This window comes from Streptomyces sp. NPDC025784, from assembly GCF_055558435.1.
On sequence record NZ_JBVHMN010000007.1, the window covers coordinates 207,647 to 220,406 of the forward strand.

10 protein-coding genes are annotated in these 12,760 nt (G+C 74.3%); 2 read left to right on the plus strand and 8 right to left on the minus strand.

Going from position 1 to position 12,760, the window contains the following annotated elements:
* Window positions 1-5: 5 nt before the first annotated feature.
* The 7 genes from serC to ACZ4IF_RS18290 all read right to left on the minus strand — a co-directional run bounded on the left by serC (window position 6) and on the right by ACZ4IF_RS18290 (window position 6,875).
* The gene (serC, locus tag ACZ4IF_RS18260; protein ID WP_467564007.1) at window positions 6-1,124 is read right to left on the minus strand and encodes a phosphoserine transaminase; all 1,119 of its coding nucleotides are present in this window, start codon (window positions 1,122-1,124) and stop codon (window positions 6-8) included.
* A gap of 138 nt (window positions 1,125-1,262) precedes the next feature.
* A complete protein-coding gene (locus ACZ4IF_RS18265; RefSeq protein WP_095935070.1) occupies window positions 1,263-2,483 on the minus strand; it encodes a cytochrome P450 family protein in 1,221 nt (406 codons plus the stop codon).
* Window positions 2,484-2,584: 101 nt separating this feature from the next.
* A complete protein-coding gene (locus ACZ4IF_RS18270; protein ID WP_467564009.1) occupies window positions 2,585-3,793 on the minus strand; it encodes a cytochrome P450 in 1,209 nt (402 codons plus the stop codon).
* Entirely contained in the window at window positions 3,790-4,443 is a 654-nt protein-coding gene (locus ACZ4IF_RS18275) for a GTP-binding protein (protein ID WP_359488576.1), read from the minus strand. The genes ACZ4IF_RS18270 and ACZ4IF_RS18275 overlap by 4 nt, the downstream gene beginning before the upstream one ends.
* Window positions 4,424-4,780 carry a DUF742 domain-containing protein gene (locus ACZ4IF_RS18280; protein WP_028802893.1) on the minus strand — a complete coding sequence of 119 codons (357 nt, stop codon included), beginning with the start codon at window positions 4,778-4,780 and terminating at the stop codon, window positions 4,424-4,426. The genes ACZ4IF_RS18275 and ACZ4IF_RS18280 overlap by 20 nt, the downstream gene beginning before the upstream one ends.
* Window positions 4,777-5,184 carry a roadblock/LC7 domain-containing protein gene (locus ACZ4IF_RS18285; protein ID WP_028802828.1) on the minus strand — a complete coding sequence of 136 codons (408 nt, stop codon included), beginning with the start codon at window positions 5,182-5,184 and terminating at the stop codon, window positions 4,777-4,779. The genes ACZ4IF_RS18280 and ACZ4IF_RS18285 overlap by 4 nt, the downstream gene beginning before the upstream one ends.
* Window positions 5,181-6,875, minus strand: a complete 1,695-nt coding sequence (locus tag ACZ4IF_RS18290; RefSeq protein ID WP_467564012.1) for an ATP-binding protein — start codon at window positions 6,873-6,875, stop codon at window positions 5,181-5,183. Before ACZ4IF_RS18290 ends, ACZ4IF_RS18285 begins: the two co-directional genes overlap by 4 nt.
* Before the next feature lie 207 nt (window positions 6,876-7,082).
* Between ACZ4IF_RS18290 and ACZ4IF_RS18295 the strand changes: the two genes are divergently transcribed.
* Both ACZ4IF_RS18295 and ACZ4IF_RS18300 read left to right on the plus strand, forming a co-directional pair.
* Complete coding sequence (locus ACZ4IF_RS18295; RefSeq protein ID WP_467564014.1) at window positions 7,083-10,301, plus strand: FAD-binding and (Fe-S)-binding domain-containing protein; 3,219 nt, start codon at window positions 7,083-7,085, stop codon at window positions 10,299-10,301.
* Window positions 10,302-10,933: 632 nt separating this feature from the next.
* Window positions 10,934-11,929 (plus strand): EamA family transporter, encoded by a 996-nt coding sequence (locus tag ACZ4IF_RS18300; protein WP_467564293.1) that lies wholly within the window; start codon window positions 10,934-10,936, stop codon window positions 11,927-11,929.
* Window positions 11,930-11,948: 19 nt separating this feature from the next.
* Here ACZ4IF_RS18300 and ACZ4IF_RS18305 read toward each other — a convergent pair whose 3' ends face one another.
* Complete coding sequence (locus tag ACZ4IF_RS18305; protein WP_467564016.1) at window positions 11,949-12,578, minus strand: hypothetical protein; 630 nt, start codon at window positions 12,576-12,578, stop codon at window positions 11,949-11,951.
* Between the last annotated feature and the right edge of the window lie 182 nt (window positions 12,579-12,760).

Genomic DNA, 12,760 nt, shown 5'->3' on the forward strand with positions numbered 1-12,760 from the left:
AGCGGTCAGAGCTTCTCGATGACGTAGTCGATGCACTTCGTCAGCGCCTCGACGTCCGCCGGGTCGATCGCCGGGAACATCGCGATGCGCAGCTGGTTGCGGCCGAGCTTGCGGTAGGGCTCGGTGTCGACGATGCCGTTGGCGCGCAGGACCTTGGCGACGGCGGCGGCGTCGATCTCGTCGGCGAAGTCGATCGTGCCGATGACCTGGGACCGCTTGGCCGCGTCGGTGACGAACGGCGTCGCGTACTTGGACTCCTCGGCCCAGCCGTACAGGCGGGTCGACGAGTCCTTGGTGCGGGCCGTGGACCAGGCGAGACCGCCCTGGCCGTTGATCCACTCCAGCTGCTCGTTGAGCAGGAAGAGCGTGGCGAGGGCCGGGGTGTTGTACGTCTGGTTCTTGCGGGAGTTGTCGATCGCCGTGGGCAGCGAGAAGAACTCCGGGACGTGGCGGCCGGAGGCGTGGATCCGCTCGGCGCGCTCGATCGCGGCCGGGGAGAAGACGCCGATCCACAGGCCGCCGTCGGAGGCGAAGGACTTCTGCGGGGCGAAGTAGTAGACGTCGGTCTCGGCGATGTCGACCGGGAGGCCGCCGGCGCCGGAGGTGGCGTCCACCAGGACGAGGGAGCCCTCGTCGGCGCCCTGCACCCGGCGGACCGGGGCGGCGACACCGGTGGAGGTCTCGTTGTGGGTGAAGGCGTACACGTCGACGCCCGCCTCGGCCTGCGGCTCCGGGTGGGTGCCCGGGTCGCTCGCGATGACGGTCGGCTCGGCCAGCCAGGGAGCGAGCTTGGCGGCCTTGGCGAACTTCGAGCTGAACTCGCCGAAGTTGAGGTGCTGCGACTTGTTCTCGATCAGACCGTGGGTCGCGACGTCCCAGAACGCGGTGGAGCCGCCGTTGCCGAGGACGACCTCGTACCCGTCGGGGAGGGAGAACAGCTCGCGCACGCCTTCGCGCACCTTGCCGACCAGGTTCTTGACCGGGGCCTGGCGGTGGGACGTGCCGAGCAGGGAGCTGCCGGTCGCGGCCAGCGCGTCCAGCGCCTCCGTACGCACCTTGGAGGGGCCCGCGCCGAATCGTCCGTCGGCGGGCTTGATGTCAGCGGGGATCTGGATGTCAGCCACGAGCCGGAGCGTATCCCTTCGGAGAAACCGGACGGAAACGTGTCCGTTCGATGAGACGACCCCGTCGGCCCGCGGACTTGTCAAGACCTACGAGACGGCCCGGCCCCGCGCGGTCGTGCGGGGCCGGGACCACGGGGTCTACGGGTTCAGCCGCACCGGCAGCTCGAACAGGTCGTTCTGGGTGACCACCGGCTTGTTGCGCAGGTCGGCGGCGGGGACGGCCAGGTCGAGGGACGGGAAACGGGCGTACAGGGCGGGCAGGGCGACGCCCGCCTCCAGACGGGACAGGGCCGCTCCGGGGCATACGTGCGGGCCGTGGCCGAAGGAGATGTGCCGGTTCTGGACCGTGCGGGTGATGTCGAAGTCGCCCGCCGTCGGACCGTGGGCCTGCTCGTCGCGGCCGAGAGCGCCGTAGGAGACGATCAGCGCGTCCCCGGCCGGGATGACCTTGTCGCCGACCGGGACGTCCTCCGTGGCGAAGCGGATCAGGACGTGAGAGGTCGGGGTGGACCAGCGGAGCGTCTCCTCGACGACCGCCGACCAGTCGGCCTCACCCGACAGGACGAGGGCGCGCTGCTCCGGGTGGGTGGAGAGGTTGACCACCGCGTTGACGATGAGCGAGATCGTCGTCTCGTGGCCGGCCGCGACCATCAGCTGGAGCGTGGAGACGATCTCCTCGTCGGTGAGGTGGTCACCGTCCTCGGAGGCGAGGATCAGCGCCGAGGTGAGGTCGTCGCCCGGCTCGGCGCGCTTCGCGGCGACCGTCTCCGCCATGATCCCGGCCAGCTCGGTGAGTGTGGCGATGACCTCCGCGGGCGGGGTCTGCGTCGAGAAGAACTTCTCGAAGAGCTCCTTCAGGCGCGGCAGCCGGTCCTCCGCGATGCCCATGAGGTCGGCCACGACGTACATCGGCAGCGGGTAGGCGAAGTCGGCCTTGAGGTCGACGACCTCGCCCTCCAGGCCGTCGAGCAGCCCTTCGGTCAGCTTGGTGATCCGCTCCCGCATCTGCTCCACGCGGCGCGGGGTGAGGGCCTGCGCGACCAGCGTGCGCATCCGCCGGTGGTCGGCGCCGTCCACGGTGAGCATCGAACGGCCCGGGTTGGCGAGCCCGATCAGCGGCCAGTCCGGGGCGATCTCGCCGCGCTGCCAGGCACCCCAGACGTTGATGTCCTTCACGAGCCGGGGATCGGTCAGCAGCTTCTTGGCCTCGGCGTGGTGCGTGACCGCCCACACCGGTACGCCGCCGGGCAGTTCGACGGCGGCGAGCGGGCCCGCGGCGCGCAGCGCGGCGCTCTCGGCCTCCAGGTCGGTGACGAAGGGGTCCAGGGCTATGCGGGTCTCTTCGGTGCCGGTGGTCATGCGGGGGTGCCTCCAAGGGCGGGGTGGGATGCGGTGGGTGCCCGGGGGCAGCCCCCGGACCCCGGCCGGACGGAGCAGGCCGGCCGGGTGCGCGCGAGGTGTCAGCGCGCGGGTACGGGGGTGAACGTCACCGGCAGTCCGGTCAGGCCCCGCAGCCACGGGGAGGGACGCCTGGTCAGCGACTCGGCGGGTACGGCCAGGTCGATGTCCGGCAGCCGGTCCAGCACGACCTCGATGCCGGTCCGCGCGATGACCTCGGCGACCTCCTGAGCCGGGAACGGGCAGCGGTGCTCGCCGTGGCCGAAGGAGAAGTGGGCGCTGTTGCCGCCGGTGAGGGCGGAGCCGTCGGTGCGGACCTGGGGGTCGGCGTTGGCGCCCTGGAGGCCGAGCAGCAGCAGGTCGCCGGCGCGGACCCGGCGCCCGCCGAGCTGGGTGTCGCGGGAGGCCCAGCGGCCCGCCACGTTCTGGGTCGGGGTGTCCTCCCACAGGACCTCGTTCATGGCCTCGCCGACGCTGTGCCGGCCGCCGAACAGGGAGGCGGCGAACCGTTCGTCCGTGAGCATCAGACGCAGCGAGTTGCCGATCCAGTCGGCGGTCGGCTGGTGGCCCGCGGCCATCATGACCATGAGGTCCTGGACGATCTCCTCGTCCGTGAAGCCGGACGGGTCGGCGAGCATGCGGGAGACGACGTCGTCCGCGGGCTCGTCCTTCCGGTCGGCCAGCAGCTGTGCCATCGACGTGGCCAGGTGCTGCTGTCCGGCGAGTGCGCCCTCACGTCCGTTGACCATGTCGTTGAGGGCGGTGACGAGGCCGGGGCCCTGTTCGTCGGAGAAGCCGTAGAGGCGCGCGAGGACGCGTACCGGCAGCAGGGCCGCGTAGTCCTCGACGATGTCGGTCTCGCCCTTCGTGCACACCGCGTCGATGAGCTCGTCGGCGAACTTCTCCGCGTGGCTGCGCAGTTCGAAGGCGTCGACGGTTTCGAGCGCGTTGCTGATCATCGCGGCGCGTTCACGATGGCGCTCGCCGACGGTGTACAGGATGGAGGGCTGCCTGCGGCCGATCATCGGGAGCAGCGGCCAGTCGTCGGGGATGCGGTCCCACTGGTTCCACAGCTCGGAGTCCCGGCTGAACAGCTGCGGGTCGCCGGTGACCTGGTGCAGTTCGCGGTAGCCCAGCACCAGCCATGCCGGGATGTCGCCGTCGAGCACCACGGGTACGACCGCGCCGTGGTCGCGCCGCATCTCCCGGTACAGCTCGGCCGGTTCGGTCTGGAACCGGGGGCCGCTCAGCGGCACGGGGGCGGGGGTCACAGTGCCGGCTCCGGTGAGTTCGGGGCGCCGTGCGCGGCGGCGCCGTGAGGGGCGTACAGGGAGGCGAGGTGCTCGACCAGGGTGATCAGCACCCGCTTGGCGGACTCCCGGGAGCGGGCGTCGCAGTCGATCAGCGGCACGTGCGGATCGAGGTCGAGTGCCTCGCGGATCTGCGCGGGGGTGTGCGTGGGCCCGCCGAAGTCGTTGCAGGCCACGATGAACGGGGTGCCGTGGTGCTCCAGCCGGTCGATGGCGTACCAGGAGTCGTCGATGCGCCGGGTGTCGACGAGGACGACCGCGCCGAGCGTGCCGGAGAACAGCCGGTCCCAGAGGAACCAGAAGCGCTCCTGCCCGGGCGCGCCGAACAGGTACAGCACATTGTGGGCGTCCAGGGTGATGCGGCCGAAGTCGAAGGCGACGGTGGTGGCGGACTTGCCGCGCACCTCGCTGATGTCGTCCACGGCGGCACCGGCCTGCGTCATCGTCTCCTCGGTGTTGAGAGGACGGATCTCGCTGACGGAGCGGACCAGGGTCGTCTTGCCGACGCCGAAGCCGCCGACGATCACGATCTTCAGGCCGTTGTCGGCCGACGCCTGAAGGGGGGTACGGGCGCTCGCGGGCGCGAGGGCGTCAGAGGTTACGGAGTCCAACGAGCACCTGCTCCAGGATGTCGGGATCGGGGAGACCTGAGGGGACCGCCGCGTGCGGATGGCGGGCGCTGACCCGGCCCGCGGCGAGCAGGTCGGCGAGCAGGATGCGGGTGATGGACACCGGCAGCCGCAGCTCGGCGGCGATCTCGACGACCGCCGTCGGCCGCTCGCACAGCCGCAGGATCGCGGCGTGCTCGGACTGCATGCCCGCCACCGGGTCGCACTCGGCGACCACCAGGGTCACGAGGTCGAAGGGGGTGTCGGGCCCGGACCGGCTGCGCCCTCCCGTGAGGGTGTACAGCCGGTCCGGCGCGTCGTCCCTGCCCGGTCGGCTCATGACGTACGGGGCTGCGCGCTCAGGTGTTCGCCGAGTTGCTCCACGAGTTCGCTCATGTTGTGCCCGACCAGACCCGCGTCGGCGTCCTCGGCGGTGACCACGGCGAGGTGCGCGCCGTCGCCCGCCTCCACGATGAACAGGACCCCGCCGTAGAACTCGGCCATCGCCGAGCGCACGCCGCCGCTGCCGTCGCCGAACTCGACGGACGCCCCGTGGGACAGCGACTGGATGCCGGCGGCGATCGCGGCGAGCTGGTCGGCCTGGTCGACCGAGAGCTCGGGGGTGCGGCACAGCTTCAGGCCGTCGCGGGAGAGCACGAGCGCGTGCCGCGCGCCCGGGGTGCGCTCAAGGAGGCCCTCGATGAGCCAGGAGAGCTTCTCGTCGGCGGTGGTGGTGCCGGTCATGGGGTGGTGTCGCCTTCCGGGTGCGAGTGCGGGGTCGGGTGGATGCTGGGGGACGCCGTCGGTGCGACCGTCTCGTCGCGCGCGGCGTTCTCGGGCCCGTCGGGCGGTACGTCGGCCGCGGGGGCCTGCTGCCGAGCGGCCTCCGCGGCGCCGGCCGCCGCGCCGCGCACCGCGTCGCGGAAGCTGCCGAAGCGGGCGACGGCCCGTGCCTTCGCCTCGTCGGGGGTGCGGGGCTTCGGCTCGGCGGCCGGGGGCGTGGCGTGCGAGCGGCTGCGCTCGGCGTGCGCGAGGGTCCGGCCGCGGCGGCGCTTGGGCAGGCCGCCGGTCGACGGGGCCGCCGCTTCGTGCCGGGGCGAGTCGTGGGAGGGGACCGGGTCCGGGTCGAGGTCCTCGACGGCGCGGGCGGCGGCGTACGACACCTCGGTGCGCGCGCTGACGGCGGGGCGCGATGCCGGGGCGGGGTCGGCGGACAGCGGTGCGGACGGCTGGGTCAGCAGGTCCTGGGGGATGAGCACCAGGACGCCGGTGCCGCCGCGCGCGGAGGGCCGGAAGGACACCGTCAGGCCGTGCTTGCGGGCGAGCCGGCCGACCACGGCGAGGCCGAGCCGGGTACCGGTGAGGCCGCCGAGCTCGGCGACGTCGCCGGACACGGCCCGTTCGGCGCGGCGCAGTTGGACGTCGCCCATGACCAGGCCGCTGTCCTCGACGGAGACGATGACGCCGGCCGGGACCTCCTCCACGTACACGTGGACCTCTGCGGTCGGCGGCGAGAAGTTCGCCGCGTTGTCGAGGAGTTCGGCGAGCGCGTGCATCACGCCCTCGGCGGCGTGTCCGGCGACGGCGGCCTCGCTGGCGGAGTGCACGCGCACCCGCTGGTAGCCGCTGATGCGGCCCATCGCGCCGCGCAGGATCGACTCCATGACGATCGGGCGGGCCCAGCGGCGGCCGGAGCGCGCGCCGGTCAGGACGGCGACCGAGTCGGCGAGCCGGCCCGCCTGCGCGGTGCGGTGGTCGAGGTGGAGGAGATCGGCGAGGACGTCCTCGTCGGAGTGCCTCTCCTCCATGCCGCGCAGGTCGGCGAGCATGCCGGTGGCCAGCGCCTGCATGCGGCCCGCCGCGTTGGCGGTCGCCGAGAGCGCGGCGGCCCGGTCGCCCGAGGCCTGCCGGGCGCGCTGCGCCTGCCGCGCGTTCTCCTCGGTGAGACGGTCCCGTTCGCGGGTGAGCCGTTCCTGCTCCTCGGCCAGTTGCCGCCGCTCCGCGGCGAACTGCTCGGTGAGTTGCTCGCGTTCCGACGCGAACTCCTCGGTCAGCCGGACGCGTTCGCGGGCGGCTGCCTCGGTGAGACGGGTCCGCTCGCGTGCGGCGTCGTCGGCGAGGCGGGCCCGTTCCTGGTTGAACTCCTCGGTCAGCCGGGCCCTTTCCTGGAGGAGCCGTCCGGCGTCCTCGGTCACGGTGTCGAGGCGGCGGCGCGCCAGTTTCACGCTCTGCACGGCGTGCGCGGCCACCGCGACGGCCGCGCAGAGCAGGATCGCGGCGGCGCCCGTGCCCCAGGCGAGCGGTGCGCGCGCCGAGTCGGGAGCCAGGGCGACCGCGCAGGTCACCGCGAGGGCGGCCGGGACGGCGGTGATCAGCGGAGCGGGCGCGACGGCGCGGAAGGTGGGTCGTTCGCCGTGGGGGAGAGGCGGGGTCATCAATCGGTCCTCGGTCGTCTTCTGGGGCGAGAACGTGTCCTCGGTCGTGTCCTGGGCGAGAAGCGACACCCGGTGCTCAACTTGCGATCACTATATGAGAGTTCGTGATCGCATTGGGAAGGTTCTGGGAGCGGTTTCAGGACCCGGGCGCGAAACGGGATGCGCGGAGCACCGGTGGCACCGACGCACGGCGGCATCCTGGGAGGCATGACGGATCTCGGGAAGCAGGGGACACCGGTACCGGCGACCGACGCCCGGGCACTGCGGGAAGGGCTGCGCCGGGCGGTCCGCGGCGAGGTCGACTTCGGCACCACCGCGCGGGCACTGACCACCATGGACGCGTCCAACTACCGCCGCGTCCCGCTCGGCGTCGTGTCCCCGCGCGACGCCGACGACGTGGCGGCGGCGCTCGCCGTCTGCCGCGCGCACGGCGTGCCCGTCGTGGCCCGCGGCGGTGGCACGTCGATCGCCGGGCAGGCCACGGGCACCGGCGTCGTCCTCGACTTCACCCGGCACATGAACGCCATCGTCTCGCTCGACCCGGACTCCCGGACCGCCGTGGTCCAGCCCGGCGTCGTCCTCGACCGCCTCCAGGAGGCCGCCGCCCCGCACGGCCTGCGCTTCGGCCCGGACCCGTCGACGCACGGCCGCTGCACGCTCGGCGGAATGATCGGCAACAACTCGTGCGGATCGCACTCGGTGGCCTGGGGCACGACCGCGGACAGCGTGCGGGACCTGTCGGTGGTCACCGCGCGGGGCGCGCGCCTGAGGCTGGGCCGGGACTGGGCGGGCGAGCCGGCCGGGCTCCGCGACCTGGTGGACGGTGAACTCGCGCGCCTGCGCACCGGCTTCCCGGACCTGCCGCGCCGCATCTCCGGCTACGCGCTCGACGCCCTCCTGCCGGAGCGCGGCGCGGACGTCGCCCGCGCCTTCTGCGGCTCCGAGGGCACCTGGGGGGTACTGACGGAAGCCGTCGTACGGCTCGTGCAGGACCCGCCCGCCCGGGCACTGGCCGTGCTCGCCTACCCGGACGAGAGCGCGGCCGCACAGGCGGCGGCCGGGCTGCTGCCGCACGGGCCGCTGACCGTGGAGGGGATGGCCGCCGATCTGGTGCCGGCCGGGGCCGGGCTGCCGCGCGGCGGGGCCTGGCTGTTCGTGGAGACGGGCGGGGTGTCCGGCGGCGAGGCCCGCGCGCGTGCGGACGCGATCGTGCGGGCCGCCGACGTGACGGACGCCGTCGTGGTCACCGACCCGGCCGGGCAGCGCGCCCTGTGGCGCATCCGCGAGGACGCCAGCGGCACCGCGACCCGGATGCCGGACGGCAGCGAGGCCTGGCCCGGTTGGGAGGACTGCGCGGTGCCGCCCGCCCGGCTCGGGGCGTACCTGCGCGACTTCCGCGCCCTGCTGACGTCGTACGGCCTGCGCGGCACGCCGTACGGGCACTTCGGCGACGGCTGCATCCATGTGCGCATCGACTTCGACCTCGTCAGCACGGCGGGGGTGGCCCGCTTCCGGAGCTTCTCGCAGGAACTGGCCGAGGTGGTCGTCTCGCACGGCGGTTCCCTCTCCGGCGAGCACGGCGACGGACAGGCGCGGGCGGAGCTGCTGCCCCGGATGTACGGCGCCGGCATGGTCGGCCTCTTCGAGCGGGCGAAGGACCTCTGGGACCCCGACCACCTGCTCAACCCCGGCATGCTCGTACGGCCGCACCGCCTCGACGAGAACCTGCGGTTCGCGGCGCTGCCGGGCCGGCCCGTGGACGTGGAGTTCGGGTATCCGGCGGACGGCGGGGACTTCTCGGCGGCGGTGCGCCGCTGTGTGGGCGTCGCCAAATGCCGTACGACCGGGGCGTCGGCGACCGGCGTGATGTGCCCCTCCTTCCGGGCGACCGGCGAGGAGGAGCACTCGACGCGTGGGCGCGCCCGGCTGCTGCACGAGATGCTCGCGGGCGAGGTCGTGACCGACGGATGGCGTTCCACGGAGGTCCGCGACGCGCTGGACCTGTGCCTGTCCTGCAAGGGCTGCCGGTCGGACTGCCCGGTCGGCGTCGACATGGCCACGTACAAGGCGGAGTTCCTCCACCACCACTACGCCGGGCGTCGCCGGCCCGCCGCGCACTACGCGATGGGCCGGCTGCCCGTGTGGCTCGCCGCGGTGTCCCGGACACGTTCCGCCCGGCTGGTCAACGGCCTCGCCTCCGTACGCCCGTTGGCCGCCGTCGCCAAGCGGCTGGCCGGGATCGCGCCGGAGCGGGAGATCCCGCGGCTGGCGGCGGAGACGTTCAGCCGCTGGTGGACCCGCCGGTTCCGGGACCGGGTGAAGGCGTTCGTGCGCGCGCGGCGGCGGCCGGGGCCGCGACCGGCCTTCCCGGGGTTCGGCGGCACCGTCGTGGTGCTCTGGCCGGACACCTTCACCGAGCACCTGTCGCCGTCCGTGGGGCGGGCGGCCGTCCGCGTCCTGGAGGCGGCCGGGCTGACGGTCCTGCTGCCGGCGACGAAGCGGATGACTCCCGGTCCGGCCGGGAAGCGCCGGCCGCCGCGGCCGGACGCGGGCGGTCGGCCCAGGGGACCGGGGACCGGGGCGTCCGACGGGAGCGACCGGATCGGCCCGGGGACCGCGGAGGAGAACGGAGGCCGGCCGCGGGCCGGGGGCTCCGACGGGACCGGAGACGGGCTCCGGACCCGGTGGGGGCCGGTCGGCGACGGGGTGACGCGCGGGCCGGCCGGTCTCTCGCTGCTTCTCGCGCGCCGCCGCAGCCGCGTCTGCTGCGGGCTGACGTACGTCTCCACCGGACAGCTCGACCGGGCCCGTGCCGTGATGCGCCGCTCGCTCGATCTGATGGAGCCCTACCTGGAGGCGGAGGGCATTCCGGTCGTCGTCCTGGAGCCCAGTTGCGCCGCCGCCCTGCGCACCGACCTCCCGGAGCTGCTGCACGACGACCCCCGCGCGGCGCGGCTCGCGGCGGCGGTGATGACGTTCGCCGAGGCCCTGGAGCGCCACGCCCCGGACTGGACCCCGCCCCGGCTGGACCGCCCGGTCGCCGGCCAGACCCACTGCCATCAGCACGCGGTGCTCGGCGACGCCGCCGACCGCCGGCTGCGCGAGGCGGCCGGACTGACCGGCACCCTCGCGGGCGGCTGCTGCGGTCTGGCCGGGAACTTCGGCTTCGAGAAGGGCCACTACGAGGTGTCCAGGGCCTGCGCGGAGGAACAGCTCCTCCCGGCGGTGCGCGCGGCCACGGACGACACGCTGCTCCTCGCGGACGGCTTCTCCTGCCGCACCCAGCTGGCCCAACTGGCCGACAGCGGGGCACGGCACCTCGCCGAGGCGCTGGCGGACGCACTGCCCGACCCCGGCCGAGATCCCGCGGTCGCAGCCGTTCCGCCAGACCGGGGCGGGCCGGGGGCCGACGCGGGTCGGCCGTAACCCGGCCCGGGCGCCCGGGATCCGACGCGGGTCGTCCGGGCTGCGACGGGGGTCGGCCGGGACCCGGTGCGGCATGCCCGGCACGCGACGCGAGGTGGGCCGCTCGGGACCCGGTGCGGCATGCCCGGCACGCGAGGTGGGCCGCTCGGAACCCGGTGCGGGCCGCCGGGCCCGACGCGGATCGGCCGGGATCCGGCGCTGGTCGCGGGGACCCGGCCCGGGCCACCGCGGATCCGACCAGGGCGGCCGGGGTCCGGCGGAACGGCGTCGGCCGGGATCCGGTCCTGTCCACCCGAAATCCCGTGCGGGCCGCCCGGGTCGCGACCCGAGTCGGCCTGATCCCGCTGCGAGCCGCCCGGGTTCCCGACCCGGGCCGCCCGGCACTCGCCCCGGTGGCCCGGCCCCGGCACCTCCGAATCCGCCCCAGGCCGCCCCGGACCGGACGGTGGCCGGGGCCCGGCCGGGGTCCGGGCGGGCATGGCCCGGGGCCCGGCGAGGGGGGCCGGCGGGCGTCGCCGTCCGCACCGTGGGACAGTTCCGTCATGGGTTCACACGCCTGACCAAGTCCATTACTCTGGACTGACAAGTGCAGCATGGTGAACGAATCCCGCGTCGATCCCCTGGAAGGTCCCGTGAACACCCCCAGCGCCGTCCCGTCCTCCCCGGCCTCGGTCGCCCCCGCGATGGCTCCCGCCCCCGCGCCGGGCGCGCCCACGGCGGGCGGACCGGGCCGACGGGGCGCTCTCGGGCCCGTGGGGCTGGTCCTCGCCGGCGGCATCTCCGTGCAGTTCGGCGGCGCCCTCGCGGTGAGTCTGATGCCGCGGGCCGGCGCGCTCGGCGTGGTGACCCTCCGGCTGCTGGTGGCGGCGGTCGTGCTGCTCGCGGTCTGCCGCCCCAGGATGCGCGGGCACTCGCGCGCCGACTGGGGCACCGTCGTCGTCTTCGGTCTGACGATGGCCGCGATGAACGGCCTCTTCTATCAGGCGGTCGACCGGATCCCGCTGGGTCCCGCCGTCACGCTCGAAGTGCTCGGCCCCCTCGCGCTCTCGGTGCTCGCCTCCCGGCGCGCCGTGAACCTGGTCTGGGCCGGCCTCGCGCTCGGCGGCGTCTTCCTGCTCGGCGGCGGAGGGTTCAGCAGCCTCGACCCGGCCGGTGTGGCCTTCGCGCTCGGCGCCGGCGCCATGTGGGCGGCGTACATCGTCTTCAGCGCCCGTACGGGCAGGCGCTTCCCCCAGGCCGACGGGCTCGCCCTCGCCATGGTGGTCGCGGCGGTGGCCTTCCTGCCGCTGGGTATCGCCGAGTCCGGATCGAAGCTCCTCGTCCCCACCACGGTGGTGCTGGGCGCGGCGGTGGCCGTCCTCTCCTCGGTCCTGCCCTACACCCTCGAACTCCTCGCCCTGCGGCGGCTGCCCGCCTCCACCTTCGCCATCCTCATGAGCCTCGAACCGGCCGTCGCCGCCACCGCGGGCTTCCTCGTCCTCGGCCAGGCGCTGTCCGTCACCCAGGCCCTGGCGATCGCCCTGGTCATCGCGGCGAGCATGGGGGCGGTGCGGACGCAGGTGGGCCGCGGCAGGGCCAAGGGCCTGGAGCAGGAGCCGCTGCCGGCGGCCGGGGATTCCGCGGGCTGACGTCCCGCGGTGCCCCGGTTCAGCTCGTGCGCTGCACCGGACCGGGACGGCCGTACGGCCGCTCGTGCTCGCCGAACCACAGGTGCGGCGCCCGCGCATGGGCCGACGCGGCCAGTTCGCGTCCCCATCGGCGGCCGGAGTACGTCGGGATCCCGATCCGGTAGCGGCGATCGGGCAGCCCGGGGCGCAGCGGCTCGTCCCGGACGACCAGCGGCCGGAGCACGGGGTCGTCGGCGTCGACGTCGCCGTACGGGCACAGTTCGAGGCTCATGACCTTCCGGCCCGCCCTCGCGCTGCCCTTGTGCGCCCAGTGGAGGCCGACGCCGGCGAGCGACTGCCACGGCACCGCCGCGTAACGCTCGGGGCCGTGCCACCACCACACGCCGTACGCGTCGAAGGCGAGCAGGGTCCGGCGCCCCGCCCACAGCGCATAGGACATCAGCGCCCCCAGTCCGCCCCAGAACAGCAGCCACACCACGGCGAAGGCCCACCGTCCGGCGCCCACTCCGTGCTGCGCCGCGCTGACGGCCAGGGGGAGCGGGGCGAGGCAGAGGGCGATCAGTGTGCCGGGCAGTCCGGTCCGCAGCCGCCGCATGCCGAAGCGGTGGACGGTGGCGTCGGGACCGGGACGGGAGGGGGTCGGAAGCATGGCGGCAGAGCCTATCCGGGTGACCTGATCACGACAAAGTCCCCGCTTCGTGCCGGATTCCCGCGCACCTTCCGCCCGCCCGCCCGCCGTGGCCACGAGAATTAATGCAAGCATGCTTGCTTGTTTCTGCGGTCGCTGACATGCTCCGGGGCACACAACGTCGTGCCCCGAGGGAGCGCATC